Source organism: Sinorhizobium terangae (genome assembly GCF_009601505.1).
Taxonomy (GTDB): domain Bacteria; phylum Pseudomonadota; class Alphaproteobacteria; order Rhizobiales; family Rhizobiaceae; genus Sinorhizobium; species Sinorhizobium terangae.
The window spans coordinates 143,507-167,883 of sequence record NZ_WITC01000121.1 but is presented as its reverse complement, the minus strand read 5'-3'; the positions used below and the strand labels follow the sequence as shown (position 1 = coordinate 167,883).

At 60.6% G+C, this 24,377-nt stretch carries 24 protein-coding genes and 1 tRNA gene; 5 read left to right on the top strand and 20 right to left on the bottom strand.

Annotation, left to right across the window (positions count from 1 at the left end; all coding sequences use genetic code 11):
• The first annotated feature begins 60 nt into the window (after nt 1-60).
• Nucleotides 61-1,006, top strand: a protein-coding gene (locus GHK62_RS29100; protein ID WP_167528167.1) for an IS630 family transposase whose coding sequence is annotated in 2 segments (ribosomal slippage) — nt 61-399 and nt 401-1,006 — 945 coding nt in all. Because the reading frame shifts where the segments join, the coding sequence is not laid out codon by codon here.
• A 143-nt stretch (nt 1,007-1,149) separates the two neighbouring features.
• On the opposite strand, the gene tig is transcribed toward GHK62_RS29100, so the two are convergent.
• From tig to GHK62_RS29080, 4 genes are all read right to left on the bottom strand, one after another.
• The gene (gene tig, locus GHK62_RS29095) at nt 1,150-2,631 is read right to left on the bottom strand and encodes a trigger factor (protein WP_153442408.1); all 1,482 of its coding nucleotides are present in this window, start codon (nt 2,629-2,631) and stop codon (nt 1,150-1,152) included.
• Nucleotides 2,632-2,807: 176 nt separating this feature from the next.
• Nucleotides 2,808-2,892, bottom strand: a tRNA-Leu gene (locus GHK62_RS29090).
• 241 nt (nt 2,893-3,133) lie between these two features.
• Nucleotides 3,134-3,727, bottom strand: a complete 594-nt coding sequence (locus tag GHK62_RS29085; RefSeq protein ID WP_153442407.1) for a GDYXXLXY domain-containing protein — start codon at nt 3,725-3,727, stop codon at nt 3,134-3,136.
• Nucleotides 3,724-4,827 (bottom strand): DUF2157 domain-containing protein, encoded by a 1,104-nt coding sequence (locus GHK62_RS29080; protein ID WP_153442406.1) that lies wholly within the window; start codon nt 4,825-4,827, stop codon nt 3,724-3,726. Before GHK62_RS29080 ends, GHK62_RS29085 begins: the two co-directional genes overlap by 4 nt.
• A gap of 966 nt (nt 4,828-5,793) precedes the next feature.
• On the opposite strand from GHK62_RS29080, the gene GHK62_RS29075 reads away from it, so the two are divergent.
• From GHK62_RS29075 to trmFO, 3 genes are all read left to right on the top strand, one after another.
• On the top strand, nt 5,794-5,937 hold the full coding sequence (locus GHK62_RS29075) for a DUF1127 domain-containing protein (protein ID WP_167528387.1): 144 nt from the start codon (nt 5,794-5,796) through the stop codon (nt 5,935-5,937).
• A gap of 418 nt (nt 5,938-6,355) precedes the next feature.
• Nucleotides 6,356-6,499: a DUF1127 domain-containing protein gene (locus GHK62_RS35305; RefSeq protein ID WP_136504522.1), complete on the top strand. Its 144-nt coding sequence runs from the start codon at nt 6,356-6,358 to the stop codon at nt 6,497-6,499.
• A gap of 98 nt (nt 6,500-6,597) precedes the next feature.
• On the top strand, nt 6,598-8,025 hold the full coding sequence (trmFO, locus tag GHK62_RS29065) for a methylenetetrahydrofolate--tRNA-(uracil(54)-C(5))-methyltransferase (FADH(2)-oxidizing) TrmFO (RefSeq protein WP_153442405.1): 1,428 nt from the start codon (nt 6,598-6,600) through the stop codon (nt 8,023-8,025).
• Between the two features lie 185 nt (nt 8,026-8,210).
• On the opposite strand, the gene GHK62_RS29060 is transcribed toward trmFO, so the two are convergent.
• The 5 genes from GHK62_RS29060 to yajC all read right to left on the bottom strand — a co-directional run bounded on the left by GHK62_RS29060 (nt 8,211) and on the right by yajC (nt 12,978).
• Nucleotides 8,211-8,687, bottom strand: a complete 477-nt coding sequence (locus GHK62_RS29060) for a hypothetical protein (protein ID WP_153442404.1) — start codon at nt 8,685-8,687, stop codon at nt 8,211-8,213.
• A 96-nt stretch (nt 8,688-8,783) separates the two neighbouring features.
• Entirely contained in the window at nt 8,784-9,626 is an 843-nt protein-coding gene (locus GHK62_RS29055; RefSeq protein WP_184108823.1) for a phytoene/squalene synthase family protein, read from the bottom strand.
• An 18-nt stretch (nt 9,627-9,644) separates the two neighbouring features.
• Entirely contained in the window at nt 9,645-10,031 is a 387-nt protein-coding gene (locus GHK62_RS29050; protein ID WP_153442403.1) for an Mth938-like domain-containing protein, read from the bottom strand.
• A gap of 2 nt (nt 10,032-10,033) precedes the next feature.
• A complete protein-coding gene (gene secDF, locus GHK62_RS29045; protein WP_153442402.1) occupies nt 10,034-12,595 on the bottom strand; it encodes a protein translocase subunit SecDF in 2,562 nt (853 codons plus the stop codon).
• A gap of 50 nt (nt 12,596-12,645) precedes the next feature.
• Nucleotides 12,646-12,978, bottom strand: a complete 333-nt coding sequence (gene yajC / locus GHK62_RS29040; RefSeq protein ID WP_153442401.1) for a preprotein translocase subunit YajC — start codon at nt 12,976-12,978, stop codon at nt 12,646-12,648.
• Nucleotides 12,979-13,292: 314 nt separating this feature from the next.
• On the opposite strand from yajC, the gene GHK62_RS29035 reads away from it, so the two are divergent.
• Nucleotides 13,293-14,168: an ATP-binding protein gene (locus tag GHK62_RS29035; RefSeq protein WP_153442400.1), complete on the top strand. Its 876-nt coding sequence runs from the start codon at nt 13,293-13,295 to the stop codon at nt 14,166-14,168.
• Nucleotides 14,169-14,200: 32 nt separating this feature from the next.
• Here GHK62_RS29035 and GHK62_RS29030 read toward each other — a convergent pair whose 3' ends face one another.
• The 11 genes from GHK62_RS29030 to GHK62_RS28980 form a co-directional block, all read right to left on the bottom strand.
• The gene (locus GHK62_RS29030) at nt 14,201-15,739 is read right to left on the bottom strand and encodes a LysM peptidoglycan-binding domain-containing M23 family metallopeptidase (protein WP_153442399.1); all 1,539 of its coding nucleotides are present in this window, start codon (nt 15,737-15,739) and stop codon (nt 14,201-14,203) included.
• Nucleotides 15,740-15,993: 254 nt separating this feature from the next.
• The gene (locus tag GHK62_RS29025) at nt 15,994-16,644 is read right to left on the bottom strand and encodes a biotin biosynthesis protein BioC (RefSeq protein ID WP_153442398.1); all 651 of its coding nucleotides are present in this window, start codon (nt 16,642-16,644) and stop codon (nt 15,994-15,996) included.
• Nucleotides 16,645-16,861: 217 nt separating this feature from the next.
• Nucleotides 16,862-17,515: a protein-L-isoaspartate(D-aspartate) O-methyltransferase gene (locus GHK62_RS29020; protein WP_153442397.1), complete on the bottom strand. Its 654-nt coding sequence runs from the start codon at nt 17,513-17,515 to the stop codon at nt 16,862-16,864.
• On the bottom strand, nt 17,512-18,282 hold the full coding sequence (surE, locus tag GHK62_RS29015) for a 5'/3'-nucleotidase SurE (protein WP_153442422.1): 771 nt from the start codon (nt 18,280-18,282) through the stop codon (nt 17,512-17,514). Before surE ends, GHK62_RS29020 begins: the two co-directional genes overlap by 4 nt.
• Nucleotides 18,283-18,308: 26 nt before the next feature.
• Complete coding sequence (gene serS / locus GHK62_RS29010) at nt 18,309-19,592, bottom strand: serine--tRNA ligase (RefSeq protein WP_153442396.1); 1,284 nt, start codon at nt 19,590-19,592, stop codon at nt 18,309-18,311.
• Nucleotides 19,593-19,744: 152 nt separating this feature from the next.
• Entirely contained in the window at nt 19,745-20,587 is an 843-nt protein-coding gene (gene tatC / locus GHK62_RS29005) for a twin-arginine translocase subunit TatC (protein WP_153442395.1), read from the bottom strand.
• Entirely contained in the window at nt 20,584-21,210 is a 627-nt protein-coding gene (gene tatB, locus GHK62_RS29000; RefSeq protein ID WP_153442394.1) for a Sec-independent protein translocase protein TatB, read from the bottom strand. The genes tatC and tatB overlap by 4 nt, the downstream gene beginning before the upstream one ends.
• A 74-nt stretch (nt 21,211-21,284) precedes the next feature.
• Entirely contained in the window at nt 21,285-21,491 is a 207-nt protein-coding gene (locus tag GHK62_RS28995) for a twin-arginine translocase TatA/TatE family subunit (protein WP_153442393.1), read from the bottom strand.
• A 92-nt stretch (nt 21,492-21,583) separates the two neighbouring features.
• Complete coding sequence (locus GHK62_RS28990; protein ID WP_153442392.1) at nt 21,584-22,693, bottom strand: ABC transporter ATP-binding protein; 1,110 nt, start codon at nt 22,691-22,693, stop codon at nt 21,584-21,586.
• Between the two features lie 80 nt (nt 22,694-22,773).
• Entirely contained in the window at nt 22,774-23,502 is a 729-nt protein-coding gene (scpB, locus tag GHK62_RS28985) for an SMC-Scp complex subunit ScpB (protein WP_184108821.1), read from the bottom strand.
• Nucleotides 23,495-24,313, bottom strand: a complete 819-nt coding sequence (locus tag GHK62_RS28980) for a segregation and condensation protein A (protein ID WP_153442421.1) — start codon at nt 24,311-24,313, stop codon at nt 23,495-23,497. The genes scpB and GHK62_RS28980 overlap by 8 nt, the downstream gene beginning before the upstream one ends.
• Nucleotides 24,314-24,377: the final 64 nt, after the last annotated feature.

Genomic DNA, 24,377 nt, shown 5'->3' with positions numbered 1-24,377 from the left:
GGATTCCCTTTTTGTTGGGATTGTGATTCAAGATCATTGCTGGTGAGGAGGCCAGCAATGATGGCGCGACCTCTTTCTCTTGATTTACGCCAGCGCGTCGCCGCCGCTTTGGCCGGAGGCATGACGGTGCGGGCGGCCGCCTTGCGCTTTGGGATATCGGCGGCGACGGCGGTGCGGATCGGCCAGCTCGACCGGTCCGGCCGCGGTTTGGCGCCGGCCAAGATGGGGGGCCATGTCAAACCCATGCTGCGGGGCGCGGCGGCCGATGAGGTTCACCGCCGACTGGCGGCCAAAACCGATTGGACGGTGCGGGCGCTTGCCGCCGATCTGAAGGCGGCCGGGATCGATGTCTCGCATGACACCGTTTGGCGGTTTCTGCGCCGCGAAGGCAAGACATTTAAAAAAAACGCTGATCGCCAGCGAGCAGGACAGGCCGAAGGTGGCGCGCTTCCGAAGCCGCTGGAAGACCCATCAACATCGACTTGATCCGCGCCGCCTGGTGTTCGTTGACGAAACCTGGGTCAAAACCAACATGACGCGCAGCCGCGGCTGGTGTCAGCGCGGCCAGCCGCTGATCGCCAGAATACCGCATGGCCATTGGAAGACGCTGACCTTCCTCGCCGGGCTGCGTCACGACCGCATCGTCGCACCCTTCGTGCTCGACGGCCCGATCAACGGCATTGCCTTCACCGCCTGGGTCGAGCAATGCCTGGCGCCAACCCTCAACCCCGGGGATATCGTCATCCTCGACAATCTCGGCAGCCACAAGGGCAAGCCGGCGCGCAGCGCCATCCGCGACGCCGGCGCCCATCTGTTCTTCCTGCCGCCCTACAGCCCCGACCTCAATCCGATCGAGATGATGTTCGCCAAACTCAAGACCCTGCTGCGCAAGGCCGACGAGCGTAGCGTCGAGGCGACATGGCGGCGCGTCGGCGAAGCTCTCAAGGCGTTCAGCCCGCACGAATGCGCCGCCTATCTCAGGCATGCAGGATACGTTTCAACGTAGGTCTGACAGACTCTAAAGGACGCACGGCGCTGTAGCTGGCCCTTGGCAATTCGCTCGCGTCAGCCGCCGTTTCGGCGGCTTTTTCCCAACGAAAAAGGCCGCCTCGAAAGGCGGCCTTTGAACTCTCGTAGAAGAAAAGCCGATTATTCGGCGCTCTCGTCAGCAGCCTTCTTCTTTGCCGGAGCCTTCTTCTTCGGTGCGGCAGCTTCCTCGCCTTCAGCAGCTTCGGCCTTTGCCGCAGCCTTCTTCTTGGCGGGCGCCTTCTTGGTGGCCGGCTTGCCATCGGCTTCCTCGTCGTCAGCCATCAGCTCTTCCTTGGAGACCGACTTGTCGGTTACCGAGATTTCGGAAAGCAGATGGTCCACGACCTTCTCTTCGAACAGCGGCGCGCGCAGCGAAGCAGCGGCGCCGGGCGTGTTCTTGAAGTAATCGAGGATCTGCTTTTCCTGGCCCGGGAACTGGCGCAGCTGTTCAAACAGCGAGCGCTGCATTTCGTCGTCGCTCACCTGAACGCCGGCCTTTTCACCAATTTCGGAAAGAACGAGGCCGAGGCGGACACGACGCTCGGCAAGCTTGCGATACTCGGCGCGAGCTTCCTCTTCCGTTGTCTCTTCATCGGCGAAGGTCTTGCCGGCCTGCTCAAGGTCGGTGTTGATCTGGCGCCAGATGTTTTCGAACTCGGCGTCTACAAGGCGCTCAGGCGTCTCGAACTGGTAGAGCTCGTCGAGCTGGTCGAGGATCTGGCGCTTGACCTTCTGGCGGGTGACCGATCCGTACTGGCTTTCGATCTGGCCGCGAACGATTTCCTTCAGCTTGTCTGCCGATTCGAGGCCCAGCTTGGTGGCGAGTTCGTCGTTGATTTCGAGCGGAGCGGCGGCAGCGACGTCCTTCACCGTAATGTCGAAGGTCGCTTCTTTGCCGGCGAGGTTTGCGGCCGGATAGTCGGCCGGGAAGGTTACGGTGATCGTCTTTTCGTCACCGGCCTTGACGCCGACGAGTTGCTCTTCGAAGCCCGGGATGAAGCGGTTCGAGCCGAGCACCAGTTCGGCATCCTCGTCCTTGCCGCCGTCGAAGGCGACGCCGTCGACCTTGCCGAGATAGTCGATGGTGACGCGGTCGCCGTTAGCAGCCTTGCCCTTCTTGGATTCGTAGGTGCGGGCGCTTTCGGCGATGCGCAGGATCTGGTCGTTGACCTCGTCTTCGGCGATGTCGACGACTTCGCGGACGACCTTGATGCCGCTCACATCCTTGAGTTCGATCTTCGGGATGACCTCGTAGGCAACCGTGAATTCGAGATCGGCTTCGGCATTGAGGATCTTGTTGGCTTCCGCCTCGTCCTCGGTCATCGCGATTTCCGGCTGGGTTGCCGACTTCTCGCCACGCTCCGTCAGGATTTCGGTCGGCTTCTCACGAACGATCTCGTTGACCAGATCAGCCATGATCGACTTGCCGTAGACCTTCTTCAGATGCGCGACCGGCACCTTGCCCGGACGGAAGCCGTTGATGCGGACGCGGTCCTTCACTTCGGCCAGACGCTCATTCATACGAGCTTCCATGTCCTTGGCCGGGATAACGACCTTGAGTTCGCGCTTCAGCCCTTGAGCGAGCGTTTCGATAACCTGCATGTTCAAACCTTCACTTCACGTTGACAGTGCTCTTGCCTCGAAAGGCTTGGCGAGCACGTGAGCCGATCCATTTGCCGGGAGTGGCTTTACGCAATTCCTTGACCGTTTTGCAAGCAAAATGGCACTCCGCCTACCCTCTTCACCGCCGAATTCCGACGTTTGGCAAGTTGTTGTCCTGGTGCGGGTAGAGAGACTTGAACTCCCACGCCTTGCGGCACCAGAACCTAAATCTGGCGTGTCTACCAATTTCACCATACCCGCGTTCAGACAACCACACCGCCTGATCGCATTTCCCGCAAGACAACCAGCGGGAGCACCGCGGATATTCTGGACATGCGAAGGGTTCGGGCTTTCCCGAGCGCGGCGTCTCTATATCACTCGTTTTTGCCGGATCAAAGAGAAAATGCGCGATAATGCACGCCCGCGTCTTCGCCGTTGCCTTGATTATTCTCCACCAAGAAACCGGCAATAAAATGAAGTTCTTTCGCGGTAACGCGGACCATTAATAGAGCGGCTCCTCGTAGACCTGTGTTCCATCTATGGAAACCTTCCGGACCTGTGCACGCCCATCCGAATCCACACGCACGTTGACGGAAAGCGCATGGGCACTGCGTGCCGTTTCGAGGACGCGGCCCTCTCCTTCCGGCACGTAATAGCGCTCGATACCGAAATTCGGATAGAGCGTTGGCGGCGGCGCGCCATTTGACGGATAGTAAGAGAACGGTAGTGATCTGATGACGATGCTGTCCGCAGTTTGCGCGAGCGGCCCAAACGATGCCTCTACCGGACCCCAGAAACCATCCGGCTGCTGCTTTAGCCGCACGAACAGCTCCGCCTTCACAGCCTCGTCAGGCAAACCGGCCACAATGATGTCGGGCGAAATGCGGGAAATATCGTATGTCAGGGTTACACATTCGCCGCGCAGGAGATCGCGCGGGTCGATAGGTGCGCTCCGCAGGAGCACATCCTTGCCGTTGCGCAGGATCGAAGCGCGGCTTTCGATCATGTATCCAAGCACGGCGGTCTGCAGCACAGCGACCACCAGGGCCGCAACGAAGGGATTGCGCCAGCGGAAGACAGGCAAAGCACCGCTCATTGAGAAGCCTCCCCCACTCGCCCAAGCCTGCGCTCGACACGGATGACGAGCCACGCCACAAGTGCAACGACCACCCCTGAAATCAGGAAGAATCCCGATGTTCCGAGGATCGATCCGAGCGTCTCGAACGCTAGATACAAGATCTCCGCTGCAAATACCGCGTAGGCCAAATAACGAATTGCCCCGTTACGCGCGCCCGCAAGACCGATGCCTACGAGGGCCAAGGCAAGCAGGCCGACGCCGACGGCGGTCTCCGCCCACGCGCCTTCTGCTTCGCTTTGCAGGGCCACAAGGCCGATGACGGCGACTGCGAAGGAGTAGAACGAAGGCGCGGAACCGGTCTCGGACGCCAGACGGTAAAACGGCGATCGCGGCAGCGACGCGAGCAGAAAGGCAATGAACCCGGCGGCGAAGAAGGTGATTGCGAGCCAGAGCTCCGGGTTGTCGACGTAGAGCGCGCCGAGCCATGCAACGCAGAGAAGATATGCCAAATGGCGCGTGCGCCCCGCATCGGTATACCGGACCAGCGTGAGCACGATGACCGCCAGGACCGGCACGAGCCAGAAATAAGATTCGATCGCCGGAACAAGTCCTCCGCTTTCGAACAGCGTAATGAGAAACGCCCAGGCAAGGCACGCGGCAATCGTCGTGACCGCAGCCGACGCGAAGGCCGCCGCCGACAGGCATGCCCCGGCGAACCAGAGAAGCATCGCATCCGCCGCGTCGCCAGAGAGATGATACATCTGCCCGACCAGCGCGATGCCGGCACCAAAGGACATCGTGCCGAGAATAAGCAGAGCCGCGCCGACCGCCTTGGCTCCGCGCCCGAGGAAATAGGCGGCGAGAAAATGGAAGAGCCAGATCAACAGGACAACGCCTGCGACCCTGGCAAGACGCGGCAATGCTTCCCAGTTCGCCGCGACGAGCAGCAAGAGCGAGGCCGATAGCAGAAGCGCTGCCAGCGCCAGGAGGACCCGGCCGACGCTGAACGTGGATTCGCGCGCATCATATTCCGCAAGCATTGCAATTGCGGAGGAATGCGGAAGCAGGCCGAGATCCACCCAGCGCTTCAGATCTCGTTCCATGCGTCCGCGATACATCCCACCTCCGGATCCGTACTCTCGGCGACGCCTTCCCGACGCCCGGCCGGTTTTAGAGAACAGCAAATCGGTGAAAATGGCGAGAAAAATCAACGGAGCTATTTCCCTGCCGCGAGATGATTTCACTTGTCGGGGGCCCCGTAGCGGGATTGCGCGCGCCGCATATCTTCCATGCGGATATTGCACTGCACAAATCGATTTAAGATGGCTATATTCAAATCATCAAAGGCGACGAGAGGTGACGAGCCGAACGGACGCTGGCGGGACTGGTCGCCCGCCTCCGGAAACCCCGGAAAGACCCGAGCGAAAGCTCGACGAATTCGGAGCAGCGTACTCCTCCTCCCAACGCTTCTCCGATAAGATTGGCAACACTCCTCCTCCCGGTTGCCAATCACTTACATGACGCCCGCTGGACCTCCTCCCCCAGCGGGCGTTTTGCTGTTTGCCGCTCCGCCTGACCATTAGCTCGCGAGAGCCCATTTGCACAATATTGAAGCAGTTCCACGGCATTGCGCTCTCAAGCCATGCGCATTATGCATGGGTGCCATTCGGTGCGCGCCTCTACACAAAACGCGTATCGCAGCTTACCTTACAACCATCGATCGGGGCGGCGCACTCCTCCTCCCAGCGCACCCCGATACGGATTGGCGACACTCCTCCTCCCGGTTGCCAATCAGAACAAAGCAACGCCCGCTGGACCTCCTCCCCCAGCGGGCGTTGCTTTTTGCGCCTCTTTTCGCTGTTGGATTCATGCACCTGCGACCGTCGATGCAGGTCGGCGACGCCGAGCCCACGGTTGCCGTCAGGGGCGAGTCAACGGCCAGACGAAGGATTGCAATCGGCGCATGGGTGCGATGCAGCATTGTCTCTGTATCTGCCGATCAAATCGATTATATTTCAGACCATCAGATGACGGCCAGCAAGAGAGATAGAGCGCTGGCAAACGACCCTAGAAAGGATAGGATCATGGACCTCGCACGTTCTTTCAACAACTGGCGCAAGTATCGTCAGACCTGCAACGAACTCGGCCGCATGAGCGACCGTGAGCTGAACGACCTCGGCATCGGCCGCAGCGACATTCCTTATGTCGCGCGCCAGGCCGTCAAGTAAGCCCGAGCACCGAATACCCCATTTCTGAAACGCCCTCCGGCCACCCGGAGGGCGTTTTTTCTTTCGTCCTCGACCATCGCGTGAAAGCGCCCGCTTCGCACGTGCGAAAGCGGTTCTCGACGCCCAATCGAGCGCCCATCGACTGCTCGGGTTCGCAAGCTCTTCAGTGCCGGCGCAGCACGAAAAACTGTTTAAAACCCCAAGAGTTTAACGCGCAGCCGTGGAATTTAGGCACTGTTAACTTCTGACGCGTTTTCGAGCGGCGGGAGTGCGGTGCTCACGAAATCGGCGATGCACTGCACAAACGCATAGCAGATGCATTTTCTTTGCACTCCATCTTCCAATTAGACAAGCGTATAAGAACCTCAACGACGCAGACAAATCACTGTCGCGACAAACCGATCTTGAGGATACGACCATGAACCCGATTCGCATTGCAAAAAGCTGGATCAACTATCGCCGCACCGTTGCCGAGCTCGGCAGCCTCTCGAACCACGCGCTCAGCGATATCGGCATTACCCGCTACGATATCCGCAACATTGCGGCCCGTTCCTTCCGCTAATCGGAACGAACATCCAAACATCCAAGACGGCGCCTGATGGCGCCGTTTTCGTTTCTTCGCAATTGGAACCAGAACGCGGCTGTGATAGGAAGCCGCCCATGACTGCAAACACTTCCTATTCCCCCATTCATGTCGTCGGCGGCGGCCTCGCCGGATCAGAAGCCGCGTGGCAGATTGCCCAAGCCGGCGTGCCGGTGATCCTGCATGAAATGCGCGGCGTGCGCGGCACCGATGCCCACAAGACCGACGGTCTTGCCGAACTCGTGTGCTCCAACTCGTTCCGTTCCGACGACGCGACCAGCAATGCTGTGGGCGTGCTGCATGCGGAAATGCGACTCGCGGGCTCGCTGATCATGGAGGCTGCCGATCGCAACCAGGTGCCCGCCGGTGGAGCGCTCGCCGTCGATCGCGACGGCTTCTCTGCAGCCGTCAGCGCCGCGATCGACAGTCACCCTTTGATCACAGTCGTCCGCGAGGAGATCACCGGGCTGCCGCCGAAGGAATGGGATCTTGCGATCATCGCCACCGGTCCCCTCACCGCGCCGGCTCTCGCCGAGGCGATCCGCGAGGAAACCGGCGCTGATGCACTCGCGTTTTTCGACGCGATCGCTCCGATCGTCTACACCGATACGATCGACATGGATATCTGCTGGCACCAGTCGCGCTACGACAAGGTCGGCCCTGGCGGCACCGGCAAGGACTATATCAACTGTCCAATGACCGAGGAGCAGTACAACGCCTTTGTCGACGCCTTAATCGCCGGCGACAAGACCGGTTTCAAGGAATGGGAAGGCACGCCCTATTTCGACGGCTGCCTGCCGATCGAGGTCATGGCCGAACGCGGCCGCGAAACGCTGCGTCACGGTCCGATGAAGCCTATGGGGCTGACCAATGCGCACAATCCTGCCGTCAAGCCCTATGCCGTCGTACAGCTTCGCCAGGACAATGCGCTCGGCACGCTCTACAACATGGTCGGCTTCCAGACGAAGCTGAAATACGGCACGCAGGCGGAAGTCTTCCGGATGATCCCCGGGCTTGAAAAGGCCGAGTTCGCCCGCCTCGGTGGCCTGCATCGCAACACCTACATCAATTCGCCGACGCTGCTCGATGCGACCTTGACGCTCAAGTCTCGACCGGGCCTACGGTTTGCCGGCCAGATCACCGGTTGCGAGGGCTATGTGGAGAGCGCCAGCATCGGCCTCCTTGCCGGCCGGTTCGCGGCAGCCGAGCGAAAGGGCGAAACCCCAGTGCCGCCACCGGAGACAACCGCCTTCGGCGCGCTTCTCAATCACATTACCGGCGGACACATCGTCTCCGACGACGAACCGGGCAAGCGCTCCTTCCAGCCGATGAACGTCAATTTCGGCCTGTTTCCGCCGCTGGAGCCGGGCGCTCTGACGAAGCCGGATGGCGCCAAGCGTTTTCGCGGCAAAGAGAAGGCGCTTGCAAAGAAGCAGGCGACGGCTTCGCGGGCTCTCAGCGATTGCGCAAACTGGCTCGCCCTTCCGGCCCTCAAGACTGCTTAAAGCACGTCGCATTCAATCTCGAGGCATGCGACGTGCTTTACGTTTTTTCATGCATTCGTTGCCCCGAAACCGCTGCACACTTTCGGGCGACATACACTACAGCGCCGCGCGTCCAATCGGACGCGCAAAGGTCGCTGTAGCACTTTGAGTTGCTGCATGATTTTTGTCCTTAAATCGATTCCGATTTAAGGAATCACGCAGTGGTCGTTCGCCTGGGCCGCCTGCACCGATGGCTCATCGCTGAAGTCCGACTGAGGGCTGAAGCTGCCGAGCAGCCAGAGCGAGACCTCTGCCGCCTCTTCGGCGGTCCGGAACTCAAACGCGTTATCCAGATAGGCGAAATCCGGAAAGTGCACGATCAATCCGCGTCCGCTTTCGGAACTGTTCACCCGCACCTTGCCAGGATGGATAACGTGGCAAACGTAGTGGGTGCCGTGCGACTGGATAAAACCCGCCTTGCCGTCGTGCAGCCGAAGGAAGATCGCCTTCCTGTCGATTGTCGAGTGCAAGGCCCGGATTGCTTCGTCAGGGAAAGCGCGGCCAAACTCGACCATTGCGGAGCCTGCGTCAGGATTTTCGAAATCCCGTTCGGCACGGGCGTTCATCCGCATGTAGAACGCTCCGACGGCGACGACCACCGCGATGAGCAACAGCCACAACATCACACAAGCCCCTTTCGGACGGCATGAATCCGGTAGCTCCTGCCTATACGATGTGAGACTTGCGCCAGCTTGACCAAATGCAACTCCGGCGCCGGTTCAGAACCGCTTGCGACGGATCGCGCGCCACATCCGCCATTGCCGCTGCCATTGGGGCGGCTGGAAAGGCTGCCGAAGCAGACGCGCGCCTGCTTTTTCCGCCCGGTCGAACACCGGCTCGGCCAACGCCACCGGGGTGAAAGCGAGGAAATTCTGCGGAGAGATCGAGCCGATGCCTTGCCGCGCCTTGGCAAGATGATCTCTGCCCAAGCCACAGAATGCGTGAATCGCTCTACCTATGGCTTCGCTGTCGTCGGCTGCCAAAAACGTATCCCGGTCCAGCCCGGTCGCACGCAAGAGATCTGCAGGAAGGTAGACCTGGCCACGCCGATGATGAATTGGCAGGAGCAAAAGGAGGCCGGCGATCGTCTGTGCGACTCCGGCATGTCCGGCGGCCTCTGCCGACTTGGCGGCGTTCGGCGGATCAAGGATCAACGAGGAAAGCTGTATAAGGGCGGACGCCGTTTCACCGGCGTAGCCTTCCAGCGCCGATCTGTCCTGCATCGGATCGTCGTAAAGATCGAAAATCCGCGCATCGACCATGTTCTCGAGCACTGCAGCGGGCAGATGATGTTCGCGAATGCACTCCAAAAGCGCCTCGGCCAGCGGATGTCCCTCGCCGCTCGATTGCTCGTTCGACAGAATGTCACGCCACCATTGCAAGCGGATTTCGCCGGGAAGCGGCTCGTGTATCAAGTCGCGCACGCGGGCGATTTCGGCGTAGAAGGCATAGAGAGCTGCGAGCGAACGTCGCTTTTCAGGTGGGGAAAGCAGGCAAGCCAGGTAACGATCGCGATCTGTGTCCCGCAAGGTTGCGAGAATCTCGGTATCGGCCTTTTGCACGCTGAGCTTCCTTCGAAATCACACCGCGATCAGGGCCGCGGCAACGGCGCGCGATTCGGCGAGCATCACGTTATAGGTTCTGACCGCCGCCCCGGTGCTCATCGGATCGGAGGAGACGTTCTGAGCGCGCATGGCCGCCTTCAGCTCGGCCGGCAAGGGTCGGATTTCGCGCCCCGTCCCCACAAGCAGCACTTCGATCTCACGCGCTTCGTCCAACACACGTTTGAATTTGTCCACCGAAAGCGGATCACCCTCGACTGTATCCCAGGCATAGATGCCGGACGGCAACATCAGGACCGAGCCGCGGTGAGACATGTCTGCAAACCGGAAGCCGCCGTTTCCATAGGCGTCTATCGGCGCCCGCCCGGGAAAGTGCGCTTCGCGAATTTCGATGCCTTTTGCCATGGTCAGGCCGTCCCTGCTGCTGTGTCCGCCGGCTCTTCGCCGCCGCGAGCGGGATCCTGCCCGCGGCCGCCCCGGCGGTTGAATAGGATGAGAACCGGGCCCGCGATATAGATCGACGAGAGCGTCCCGACAACCACGCCGAAAAGCAACGTCATGCTGAAGGAGCGAAGCAAACCGTCGCCGAACAGGTAGAGCGCCGCAAGCGCCAATATCGTCGTTAGAGCCGTCAGAACAGTGCGCGAAAGTGTCTGGTTGATCGACGCATCGATCAGTACCGAAAGCGACATCTTTTGATAGCGCACATAATTCTCACGAATGCGATCGTAAATCACGACGGTATCGTTCAACGAATAACAGACGATGGTCAGCAAGGCGGCAATGCTCGCAAGGTTGAACTCGATACGCGTTACGACAAGGAAGCCGACGGTCAGCAAGACGTCATGAAAGATTGCTATCATTGCAGCGAGCGCAAATCGCCATTCGAACCGGATCCAGACATAGAGCAGAATGGCCAGGACGGCCGCGCCAATACCCAGGCTGCTGGCGCGTGTCAGTTCGTCGGAAGCGGCCGGTCCGACAACCTCCACCCGACGGAATGTGTACTGATCCTCCAGTTCAGCCCGCACCAATCCGATCGCGGTTTGCTCAGCATTGTCGCCGGCCTCCTGTGAAGGAACGCGGACGAGGACATCTCGTTCCGTGCCGAGTTCTTGAACCCGGACTTCCCCGAGGTTCAGCTCGTCAAGACGAGCGCGGATGTCCGCGCTGTCGGCCACACCGGACTTCGCGCGAAGCTCGATTATCGATCCGCCCTTGAAATCTGCCCCAAAGTTGGGGCCCAGGCTGACCATCAAGATCAGCGAAGCAAGCGAGAGCGCTGCCATCAGAATAAAAACCGGATTGCGGATCGCCATGAACCGGATGTCCGCCTCGCTGAAGAAGCCTGTGCGAATGCCCCGGGGCAATCGCGTGGGCCGGCGGCGGCGATACCATCCGCGGACCAAGCGGCGTGTCAGGCTGTGGGCTGTCAGGATCGTCGTCACGCTTCCGATCGCGAGCGTTACGGCAAAACCGCGGAAGGCGCCGGAGCCGAAATAGAACAGAATGGCGCCGGCTATCGCCATCGTCAGGTTGGCGTCGACGATGCTGCTGAAGACGCGCGAAAAGCCGGTGTCGAGCGCTTTTCGCAAGGGTCCGGGGCCGCGCGCCTCCTCACGAAGGCGCTCGTAGATGAGAACGTTCGAATCGACTGCCACGCCGATGGTGAGAATGATCCCCGCGATCCCCGGCAAGGTCAAAGTCGCGCCGACAAGAGAGAGCACCGCAACGATCAGCACTACATTCACGATGACGGCGACCACCGCAATTGCGCCAAAGAAGCCATAGAATGCGATCATGCACGCTGCGACGGCGAGCGCGGCGATCGTGCCGGCCTTGAGCGCGCTTGCGATCGCGTCGGTTCCGACACCAGGGCCGACGGTACGCTCCTCGACCACGGTCAGGTTCGCCGGTAGCGGTCCCGCGCGCAGCAAGGCCGCGAGGTTCTTGGCACCGTCCTCGGACAGATTTCCGGCGATCCGGCCGGTGCCGCCGGTAACCGCCTCGGCAAGCCGTGGCGTCGACACCACCTGCCCATCAAGCACGATCGCGAACTGCCTTTTTGAATCGGCCTCCACAAGCGGCGTGATGCGCGCCAGCGCGTCGGCGTTGAGCTTAAAGCTGACAACGGGCTCACCGGTTGGCGGATCGTAATCAGGCTGCGCGTCGGCGAAATCCTCGGCCGCAACGAAGGCCCGCCTTTCGACCAGATAGGGAATCGGTGGATCATCAAGCGAATAGAGGATCTCACTTGCCGCTGGCGGCCTCGTATCAACCGCCTGTTGCACCGGCATCGATGGGTCGAGCCACCGGAAGGTGAGCTCGGCGCGCTGACTCAGAAAATCCTTCAACCGTTGCGGATCGTCCAACCCAGGCACCTGAACGACAAGACGATCATTGCCGCGGCGCCTTATCAACGGATCCGCGATACTGACTTCAGCAATGCGCCGGCGCACGACGTCGATGGCTTCGGTCATAGCCGAGGCCATCCTGAGGTCTATCCCCTCGTTGGTGAGCCGCAGGCGAACGACATCGCCCTGCTCCGCCCCTTCCGGAACCAGTTCCTGTATCTGATTGCGAACGAGGCCGGCGCTATCGACGGGAGCGGTCAGTTGGCGCAATGCATCGCGCGCAGCCGCCATTTTCGTCGCATCGCGAAGGCGGAACTGGATCGCCTGCCCGCTGCCCGACAGGCCGGCGTAGGCGATGTCGGCATTCCTCAGCGCCTTGCCGATCGCGTCGATCGTGGTTTCGAGCCGTTCGGCGATGATGTCATCGCGGACCACTCTCAGTGTGAAATCGGAACCGCCCTGGAGATCAAGCCCGAGCGGCACTTGCCGTTGCGGCACCCAATCGGGCCATTCCGCAAGCTCTTCCTTTGAAAAAAGGTTCGGTAGGGCAAAAACAAAGCCGGCCAGAACGACGAGCCAAATAATCGCGATTTTCAGCGGCGACAACTTGGGCATGCTCTAAATGCTCCATGCGCCGGCTCTGCCGGTTGCGGTTCGTGCCCGGATTATTCCTTGACCGGTTCGCCCTTCACGCGGACCTCGGAAACCCCGCTGCGGACGACGCGAACCTTGATGCCGTCGGCGATCTCGACTTCGAGTTCCGCATCATCGACGACCTTGGTAACTTTGCCAACAATGCCGCCGCCGGTGACGACCTGATCCCCGCGACGAATGTTTTTCAGCAACTCTTCGCGACGCTTCATCTGCGCACGCTGCGGGCGGATGATCAGGAAATACATAACAACGAAGATCAGGAGGAAGGGCAGAATAGACATCAAAATGTCTGCGCCGCCCGCGCTTGGGGCACCGGTCTGCGCAAAAGCTTCGGTAATGAACATCGATCGCTCCTTAAGTTCAAATTGCGCGGATCCTCCCCGCGCGAAATCGGCCGGAATATAGGGGTGCGATGCCACGACGCAAATCGCCTGCCCCTATCCGTTTCCCCTGCCTCTGACACAAATTCCGCGGGAGGAGAACCCCCTGAACACGCGCGCTTGGCCTTTTCCAGCGCAAACCGCCGTGCTACCGGAAAAAAGCTGCCGCGCGGCTTCCTCCACGGACGATTTCCGGAGGCAAACCCTACGGCAATTCAAAGAATTAAAGACGCACTCAGCGCGACCGCAAGCGCAGGGCGAATACCGGAGGCAGGCCGATGCAGGAAAACAAGATCGACACACTGATCAATGAGATGCAGAAGCTTTCGGCGGCTATCGAGCGGATCGCGGGCCCGGCGCCGGCCGTGAACGACTGGAGCCAGGCGGAATGCTTCGTCTGGGCCCCGAGCAATCGCCATCTGCAGCCGGTCGCAAAGCCGAACCGCATCGACCTCGCACTGATCACCGGCGTCGATCACGTTCGCGACATCCTTTTCGACAACACGCTTCGTTTCGCTGAGGGCTATCCAGCAAACAACGTGCTTCTTTGGGGTGCGCGCGGCATGGGCAAGTCTTCGCTGGTCAAGGCGGTCCACGCGCGGGTCGCGCACGAAACCGGCACGTCATTGAAACTTGTCGAAGTGCACCGCGAAGACATCGCGACCCTGCCAGCTCTGATGGAGATCCTGAAAGCGGCACCGATGCCGGTCATCGTCTTCTGCGACGACCTTTCCTTCGACCACGACGACACGTCCTATAAGTCGCTGAAAGCGGTTCTCGACGGCGGTGTGGAAGGCCGCCCCGCCAACGTCTTGCTCTACGCCACCTCCAACCGCCGGCACCTGCTGCCGCGCAACATGATGGAAAACGAGCAATCGACCGCGATAAACCCGTCGGAGGCGGTAGAGGAGAAGGTTTCGTTGTCTGACCGTTTCGGTCTTTGGCTGGGCTTTTACAAGTGCAGCCAGGACGATTACCTCGCGATGATCGACGGATACGCCCGTTACTACGACTTGAAGGTCGACCGAGAGACGCTCCACGCTGATGCGCTGGAATGGGCAACGACGCGCGGATCGAGATCCGGCCGCGTCGCCTGGCAGTTCATTCAGGATCTGGCCGGCCGGCTGCGTCGACAACTCGGCGACCCGGCATAGTTTTGCCGGTCCGGATCAATTCCTGAAATTCTCTATTCGAGATAGGTTGTGGGGTTCACCGGGGTAGCGTTTTTGCGCACCTCGAAATGCACCTGCGGCTGGGTCGCCTTGCCGGTCATGCCGGAGGCGGCAAGCGTCTGTCCGCGCTGCACCTTCTGTCCGCGCTGGACCTTGAGTTCCGAGGCATTGCCGTAGACCGTGACCGTGCCGTCGTCGTGGCGCACCAGAACGGCGTTGCCCAGTTCCTTCAGGCTGCTGCCGGAGTAAATGACCACACCGTTTTCGGCCGCCTTGATCGGAGTGCCTTCCGGTGCGGAGATGTTGATGCCGTCGTTGCGGTTGCCGTCGACATTCGCGCCGTACCCGGCAACGACCGCGCCGCGCACCGGCCAACGATACTTGCTGATACCGGTGGACTTCGGCAGGTCCTCATCAGTGTCCGTCGTCTTGGTCGCGACTTCCGAAACGCTCTCCCTGGCGACCGGTGGCTTATATTCGGCAGGTTTGCTCTGATCGAGCGAAGCAACCTTGGTCTCCGCCTTCTTGGTCGGCACTGACGCCGTTGCCATCGCATCGGTCGCGGGAGTCGCGGCACCCGGCATCTTCAGCTTTTGGCCGACGCGGATCGCCTCGGCGTTCAGACCGTTTGCCTGCTTCAAAGCGCTGACCGATACGCCATTCGCCTTGGCAATGCGGTTCAGCGAGTCACCCGGCTTGACGGTGTAGAGGCCGTCGCCGCCACTACCTTCTCCCTTGGAGGCAAGCTTGCCTGCGGCAACATCGCTGCGGCTTTCGTTCTTTTCACGCGACTGCGATTGGCCGGGAAGGATCGCCGCTTCGCGCTTGTCCGCCGGCAGTGGCAACGGCCGCTGCTGGCCGCCATCGATGTCGGCGATTGAGTTGGAGGCAGCCGCTTTCGCGGCACTGCTCGCAACTCCGAACGTCGGGATGACAAGACGCTGACCGGGTTCTACCTGGCCAGCCGACTTCAGCCCGTTCACCCTCAGTATTTCCTTCTCCGGAACTCCGAAGCGCTTGGCAAGGGAGGCGACTGTATCGCCTTGGCGAACCAGAACCGCGGGCGCGTTCTGCGTGCCCCAACCGCCCTTGCTCGCCGTCTCCCTGGGCGCTGCAGACAGAGTCTCAGCCTTGGCGACAGCAACGGGTTGCGCCTGCCGTTGCGCCGGAAGCGTCTGCGGCTGCGGCGCCGCCGTGGATGGATCTGCCAGCACTGTGCGCTGCACGCTCATCGGAGTAGAGGCGACACGCGCGCTGGAGACGGGCGCCGGGTTATAAACGGCGCTCTGGCCGGCGACCGGGTACGGCTGTCCATAGGACGCATCCCCTCCGCCCGACGGAGCCGCCGCAAGCTGTCCGCCGGCGACATCGCCCTGCGGCACCGGCATCGTATTTTGCGGGATGGAACTGGTCGTTATGTCGTCAGATCTTGAAAAAAGCCCGTTGAAGCGGCTGACATCCGAGCTGCAACCGGTAGCAGCGCCTGCCAGCAAGATCGCCGCACACAGGCGGATCGTGGACTTCCCTGCACTGGGAGATACAAATTTACGCATGACGCTTACCCACTCCGAACGCAACTCGCTGTGGAATGATTAAAGCGCATTAGAGTTACCGCTCGGTTAAGGGCGGCACCTAATTTGACGAAATGCTAACCATAGCCGGCGCGCCTTTCGTTGCCTCTACAGCGCCGCGCGCCCAATCGGACGCGCAAAGGTCGCTGTAGCACTTTGAATTGCTGCATGGTTTTGTCCTTAAGTCGATTCCGATTTAAGGATCGTGCAGTAGGGAAGGACGCTTGCAACACCGCTCAGAAGAGCTCGGAATAGAGCCTTTCGATCTCCGACACGGATCTGGGCTCAGGCGGCTGATCTTCATAGCTGATGTTGGATTTGTTCCAGTCAAAACCCCGGCCATCCGCCCGCAGAGCCGAAGGCGGGCTTTCCGCATGAACTGCCTTATCCTCATCGAGAAAAACGCTGACCAGGGCTTGGAAATTGGCGTCTACATCCAGACCGCTTTCGGCGTCGTATTCAAGTGATCGCAAACCGGCAACAGCCGCCTCACGTGTCCCGAAGTAGCGCAAGCTGTTCTGGTCCTCCGGACGCAGACTATCGTAATAATCGATGAAGGCTCCATAATAAGCCTTGTAGTCACCGGTCTCGGCAAACCTGCCAAAAGCCTGGTATTCGCGCGATGCCAGCTGGGGCGAAGGATTGTTGTTCCACTCATCCCTTGTCAGAGGCGGCAATCGTTCCGGCGATTTTTTCGTTCGACTGAGGTAGAGGAGAGCATCAACCGAAAGAGAGATACGTGGCGTTGGATCGAAGAAGCCCGTTTGAGAGGCTTGCGCGCCGTTCTCATCCTTGTTCCCGGTCGCAACCTCGCCCGCCGAACGCCCGGCGAGATTGCCCAAGCCGTCGCCGGCCGTTGCCGCAGTCAACCTGTTCGCAATCTGCATCCGCCGTCTCCGCCATATGCACGATCTAACGAGAAAAGCAGAACACGCGCCTATCGCGCGCCGTCGTGCCGTTCTGGCCTATGGCGGCAAGCTTGCGCGAGGCTGGATTTGGTTAAGAAGCCATTAACCTTTCATACGGGAAAGGGGCGAGCGACCTACAGCGCCGCGCGTCTGATCAGACGCGCAAAGGGCGCGTAGATCGGGGCGGCCATGCGCGTCAGAGGAATGATGCGAGTTGCGGTACGATCGGGAGGTAAGGCGCGTCGAATAGATCCTCGCGATCGAACCGGCTGCCGGTGCGATTGACGCGAACGATCCGGCAGAGCGTTTCGCTCATCATGATTGGGACCAGCAAGGTTCCGCCGGAGACCAGATGGTCGGAAAACATGCGGGGCAGGCTGTTGAATGCCGCGGTGATGAGGATGCGGTCGAACGTGCCCTCGCCCGGCACTCCTGCACTGCCGTCGGCCTGCCTCACGACGACGTTGCGAATGCCAGACTTTTCTAGGTTCTTTTGCGCCGAACTCACCAGCGTCTGATATCGATCGATCGTCAAGACGCGTTCGGCGAGACGACCCATGACGCCCGCGGTGAAGCCGCTGCCGGTACCGACCTCAAGAATGCGCTGCCCCGGCTTGATGTTGAGGCAGTGCAGCAGCCGGACGGCGAAATCGTAGCCTTCCATGAACGACCCGCAATCGAGCGGTATCAATCGCTGGGAATAGGCCTCGGCCTGGTATTGCGGCGGGGCAAACTGGCTGCGCGGCGTCTGTTCGACCGCCTTCAGCAGGTCATGATTCGCCATTCCTTCGCCGCGCAGTCGCAGCATCATCGCCGCGAAGCCTTCCTGCTGCGAAACGCGTCCGTTCAAGCGACAGTCCCTTCCCGCAATGCGCGTGCGATGCGATCCTGGACGGTATAGTCAGTCATATCCAGTTTAAGCGGAGTTACCGAGATCTTGTTCTCGCGCAAAGCGTGAATGTCGGTTCCGTCTCGGAAATCGCCGGCGCGCTCACCGAAGCGCAGCCAGAAATAGGGAAATCCCCGGCCGTCGACGCGCTCGTCGATGCTCAATCCGAATTCGAGCTTCCCCTGTGATGTGACGTCCGTTCCGGCCACCGCGTCGGCCGGACAATTGGGGAAATTCAGATTGATCAATGTTCCATCGGGCAGCTCAATATCCATCAGCGTACGGATGAGCGCCGGCGCATGGCTTTCGACCACGTCCCATGGTACGGCCCTGTCAATCGTATGCTGATAGGCTTGGCTGAGCGCGATCGAACGGATCCCCTGCAGTGTGCCTTCGATCGCGCCAGCCACGGTTCCGGAATAGGTGACGTCGTCGGCAAGGTTCGCTCCGACGTTCACGCCCGAAAGGACGAGGTCCGGCTTGCGGTCGAGAATTTGCCGCACTGCCATGATCACGCAATCCGTCGGCGTCCCCCGAAGGGCAAAATGCCGTTCCGAAACCTGGCGCAGGCGCAGAGGCTCGGAGAGCGTCAGCGAATGGGCGAGACCACTCTGATCCACCTCGGGAGCGACGACCCACACATCGTCGGATATCGTCCGTGCGATCCGCTCCAGCACGGAAATCCCCTCGGCGTGAATGCCGTCGTCGTTCGTCAGCAGGATGCGCATTCCAGTTTTCATCCGCTTCCTCGCGTTCAGGCGGCTTTTTCGATGCGCCGCTGGCCGCCCATGTAGGGAACAAGAACGTCCGGCACTGTTACGGAGCCATCGTCGTTCAGGTAATTTTCGATAACAGCTATCAGCGCGCGGCCAACCGCAACGCCGGAGCCGTTCAACGTGTGAACGAACTTCGTTCCCTTCTCCTCCTTCGTGCGGTAGCGCGCGTTCATGCGGCGCGCCTGGAAATCCCCGCAGACCGAGCAGGACGAGATTTCGCGGTAGGTATCCTGGCCCGGCAACCAGACCTCAAGGTCGTAGGTCTTGCGCGCGCCGAAGCCCATGTCGCCGGTCGAAAGCGTCATCACCCGATAGTGCAGTCCCAGGCGCTTCAACACCTCCTCGGCGCAGGCGGTCATCCGCTCGTGTTCGTCAATCGAGCTTTCCGCATCGGTGATCGAGACCAGCTCCACCTTGTTGAACTGGTGCTGACGCAGCATGCCACGGGTATCGCGTCCGGCAGAACCGGCCTCCGAACGGAAGCATGGTGTCAAGGCGGTGAAACGCAACGGCAGCTTTTCTCCTTCGAGGATCTGCTCGCGAACCATGTTCGTCAACGGAACTTCCGCCGTCGGGATCAGCCAACGTTCATCCGTCGTGCGGAAGAGATCCTCTGCAAACTTCGGCAGCTGCCCGGTCCCGTACATCGCATCGTCACGGACGAGCAGCGGCGGCTGCACCTCGACATATCCGTGTTCCTGCGTGTGCAGGTCGAGCATGAATTGGCCGAGCGCCCGTTCGAGGCGGGCAAGCGGCCCCTTCACGATGGTGAAGCGCGAGCCGGCGATCCGCGCGGCGCCTTCGAAATCCATGAGCCCCAACGCCTCACCGATTTCGAAATGCTCGAGCGGCTTGTGGTTCCAGGTCGGTTTTGCGCCGACGATCCGGGTCACGACATTGGCCGCCTCGTCGGCACCGACAGGAACATCGTCGAGCGGGACGTTCGGAATGCGCGACAAGGCATCCGCGAGCTCGGCCTCGATGCGGCGGCTTTCTTCCTCGGCCGCGGGCATGGTGTTCTTGAGATCAGCGACTTCGGCCTTCAGCTTTTCGGCCAGTTCGCTGTTCTTTTGCGCCATCGCCGCGCCGATTTCCTTGGAGGCGGCATTGCGACGCGACTGCATGTCCTGCAGTGATTGAAGGATGGCGCGACGACGCTCATCGAGCGCGATCAAGGACGCAGACAACGGCTCCGCGCCCCGCTTCGCCAGGGCGGCGTCGAGCACATCGGCATTCTCACGGATCCATTTGATATCGAGCATAATCGTCCCACGCGTTGTTTACAGCACGAGTTCTCCTCAAACCGGATCCGATCTGAGGAGAACTCTTGCAACGATTCAAAGTGCTACAGCGACCTTTGCGCGTCCGAATGGATGCGCGGTGCTGTAGGTCACGGCGCGAAAACGTCAGACAGTCAGCCCTTCGCGGGTCCGGCCGTCTCGGAGGAACTTTCCTGCGAAGAAGCGATCTCGCTTGCGAGAGCGTCTCTCTCGCGCTGTCTTTCGACGAGTCGCGCCGTATAGATGGAAATTTCGTAGAGAAGGATGGCTGGCAGCGCAAGACCGATCTGGGACACGGGATCGGGCGGCGTCAAAACGGCAGCGACGACGAAGGCGATGACGATCGCATATTTGCGCTTTTCGGCGAGCCCCTGGGCCGTGACGAAACCGACGCGCGCAAGCAGCGTGGTGATGACGGGCAACTGGAAGACCAGACCGAAGGCGAATACCAACGACATGATCAAGCTGAGATATTCCGATACCTTCGGCAGGAGCTGGATTGAAACCTGTCCCTCGCCGCCGCCCTGCTCCATGGCCAGGAAGAACCACATGACCATCGGCGTGAAGAAGAAATAGACCAGCGCGCCGCCGATGAGAAACAGAACCGGCGAAGCGATCAGGAAAGGCAGGAATGCAGCGCGCTCGTTCTTGTAGAGGCCAGGCGCGACAAATTTGTAGATCTGCGAGGCAATCACCGGAAAGGCGATCACGAGAGCGCCGAACATCGCAACCTTGATCTGCGTGAAGAAGAATTCCTGCGGCGCAGTGTAAATGAGCTCAACGTTGCGGTGGCTGAGGCCGGCCCAGCTCACCGCCCACTTGAACGGCAGGACGAGGAAGTTGAACAGTTGCTTGGCAAAATAGAAGCATACAAGAAAGGCGACAAAAAATGCGCCAATCGCCCACATCAGCCTTGTACGCAACTCGATGAGGTGCTCGATCAGTGGCTGCGGCCGGTCCTCGATATCGCCGCTCATGCGTCACCTTTCTTGCGCGAAGTCGCACGCGCCTTCTGCGTCTTGGCCTTGGCCTCAGCCCGCCCCTCGCCGGTCGGCGAAGTTTTCTTTGCCGGCGGCTTGGTCGCCGCCTTCTTGGTTGTTGCGGCAGCTGGCTTCTTCGACGGCGCAGGCGCGGCTTTCGTCTTGCCGACGCTCTTCGCCGTTTTTGCTTCTATCTTCTTTTCGGTTGCCGTTGCAGTAGGAATCTCTGCGGGCTCCGCCACGGCTTCCACGGGAGCTTCGGCCTTCACCGCCTCGACCGCAGGCTGCACCGGTTCCGGTGGCGCCGGCTTGTCTGGCGTTGTCGCCTTCTGCAGATCGGACTTGATCTCGTTTCCGAGCTGGCGCAGCGGATTCATCGCGTCCCGCAGCGCCGCGGTCGGATTGAGACTTTGCGCATCGCTGATCGTCTTGCGCACTTCATCCAGATCGGCTTCGCGCAAGGCCTCGTCGAATTGGTGGCGGAAATCCGCCGCCATCCCGCGCATCTTGGACGTCATGCGCCCAAAAGCCCGCAGCATCGGCGGCAGATCCTTCGGTCCAACGACGACAATCAGGACGATTGCGATAACAACAAGCTCGGTCCAGCCGATATCAAACATCCAACGTGCCCTAAAAAACCGTGTCGCGATCGACCGGGTGGTACAGTCCGCCCGGTCTCGCCAGCTTTTGCTCGTTAGCGGACTTCGTCAGACTTGTGCTCGACGGTCTTGCCGTCGATCGTCTTATCGGTCGGATCGGCGTCGTCTTCGCTCATACCCTTCTTGAAGCTCTTGATGCCCTTGGCGACATCACCCATCAGTTCCGGAATCTTGCCGCGGCCGAACAGCAGCAGGATCACCACCAGGACGATCAGCCAATGCCAGATGCTAAAGGAACCCATGCACTTACTCCCTTAGGGCCTGATTCAATCAGAGCCCATCACGTTGTCATTTTTCAGGCGTGCCGCCGGCAAGCCCTCATTCCTGATGGACCCTAGGATGTTGAGGCGTCTTTTTCAAACAGCAATATGTCGCGCTCACTAACGGAAAGCGTTACGTCACGCAATCCTTGCGGCAATAGATCGGCGCGGATACGTGCCCGCACTGTACGCTCGAATTGCGGGACGGCAAGCTCCAACAGTTCGACAACGCCCAGAAAGCGTCTCGACAGGATGCGCGCAGGAATGTCGCCGCCCTCCTCCTTGAGGTGGACGCCGGAGAGCCTGACTGCGACGCTCAAGGGCTGTCCCTCTTTGTAATGTCCCGCGGGCACGTCCCCGAGGGGCGTTTCGACGCGGCCGTCCCGCACACGCGCATCAAAGACATTTATCTCGGAAAAGAACCCGGCCGCAAAGAGATCGCGCGGCTTGCGATAAAGCTCATCGGCCGTACCGACCTGAACCAGGCGCCCGTCCTTCAACAAGGCGATGCGATCGGCCATGCGCATCGCCTCCTCGGCGTCATGCGTCACGACGATTGCGGTGGCGCGCGTCTCGCGCAGGATGGCGAGCGTGTCCGCGCGGATTGAATCCTTGAGGCGAGAGTCGAGGCCCGAGAAGGGCTCGTCCATCAGCAGGACCGCGGGCCGCGGCGCAAGCGCGCGGGCAAGTGCGACGCGCTGCTGCTCGCCGCCCGAAAGCACATGGGGGTAACGGTCGGCGTAATGCAGCAGGCCGACGCGCTCCAGTGCCGCATCCGCCTGTACCAACGCTTCCTTCTTTGGTAGCGCCGTCAATCCAAAGCAGACGTTGTCGCGGATCGTCATATGAGGAAAAAGCGCGAAGTCCTGGAACATCAGCCCGACGCCGCGCTTCTCGGGCGGAAGAAAGACCGAAGGGCCGGAAATTTCCTGTCCGTTCAGGAGGAGACGGCCGCCGGTCTGCATCTCGATGCCTGCAGCGATGCGCAGCAATGTCGTCTTTCCCGATCCCGATGGGCCGAGCAGGCACAGCACCTCGCCGGCTTTGGCCGTGAGCGTGACGCCCTTGATCGTTTCCTTGGAATGATAGCGGTGGCTGATATCCTCGAATGCCAGGCTCGCCGCGAAAGACACTCCGGACCGTCGCGTTGCCATGACGGCGCCGTTGTATGCGTCTGAAACCATGCTCATTCATTCCTTGAACCGGAGGCTTGGCGGCAAAATGCCGGCACCCGGGTCTAAAGCCGATATTCCTAGTCAGGATTTTAATCGTCTTCTTCAGCCTTCGGTGTCAAGAGGCCGAGTTCTTCAAGGTCCATTTGCGTAATAGGATCCTCGTTCTCAGAGAGTTCGTCCTCTCCGGCGGGAACTGGTATGTGCAGGTTAGAGGGGATACGCCCGGACAGGAGGCCGGCGCCCTTCAATTCTTCGATACCGGGGAGATCGCGAATTTCCTCCAGCCCGAAATGATCGAGGAAATCCCGCGTCGTTCCGAATGTGACCGGCCGTCCAGGGGTTCGCCTGCGCCCGCGAAAGCGCACCCAGCCCGCCTCCATCAGCACGTCGAGCGTCCCCTTCGATGTCTGCACGCCGCGTATGTCCTCAATTTCCGCGCGCGTCACCGGCTGATGATAGGAGATGATCGCCAGCACCTCGAGTGCCGCCCGCGACAATTTCCTCACTTCCTGTTCGTCCGTCTGAACGACGAAGGAGAGATCGGCAGCCGTGCGGAACGCCCAGTGATCGGCAACCTGCACAAGATTGACGCCGCGCGAGGCATAAAGTGCCTTCAGCCGTGCCATGATCCGCCCGACGTCGGCGCCACGGGGAAGCCGGCTCGCGATATAGGTTTCAGAAACGGGCTGAGCCGATGCGAAGACCAGCGCCTCCGCGATCCGTTCCGCGTCCCGCTCGAGCCTCGGATCCAGGGTAACCGCCTCGTGCGCCTCCTCTTCGTCGGGCATCCCCGGCAAATACTTCTGCGCTTCAGCCACGCGCTGCCTCCATTTCCGCTAGCGTTGCCGCATCGATCGGTTTTGGACCGCGCCGCAGATAGATCGGCGCGAAGGCACCCTCCTGCCGGATCTCCAACCTTCCTTCGCGAACCATCTCGAGCGACGCGGCGAACGAACTCGCAATCGCTGTTGCGCGTTCTTTCGGGTTCGTCATGTAGCGGATGAGAAAATGATCGAGCGCAGTCCAATCGTCGAGACTGCCGATCATCCGCGCCAGAATCAGCCGCGCATCGGCCAACGACCAGACATGGCGCTTTTCGATCGTCACCTGCGTTATCGCCTGACGCTGCCTGAGGCTCGCATAGGCGGTCAGCAGGTCATAGAGGGACGCGTCGTAACCCGATTTCTTTTCGGCAACGATGTGTTCCGGCGCCCCGCGCGCGAAGACATCGCGGCCGAGCCGGTTTCTGTTGACGAGCCTTGTTGCGGCATCGCGCATGGCTTCAAGGCGCTTCAGCCGGAACGCCAGCGCCGAAGCCATCTCCTCGCCGGAGGGCCCCTCATCCTTCGCCTGTTGGGGGAGCAGCAGGCGAGACTTGAGAAAGGCAAGCCACGCGGCCATGACGAGATAGTCGGCAGCAAGCTCGATGCGGATCGAGCGGGCGCGCTCGATGAAGGCGATGTATTGTTCCGCCAGCGCTAGCACGGAGATGCGGGAAAGATCGACGCGCTGACTGCGCGCAAGATGCAGGAGCAGATCGAGCGGGCCTTCGAATCCGGCAAGATCGACGACGAGGGCTTCCTCATGCAGTCCGCGATCGGCAGCCTCGCCCTCCCACAAAGGCTCCATCGGTGCCCTTGCTCCAGCTTGTCCCTGCCATTCGCCCGTATTGCTCACCAACTTGCCTTTCCGC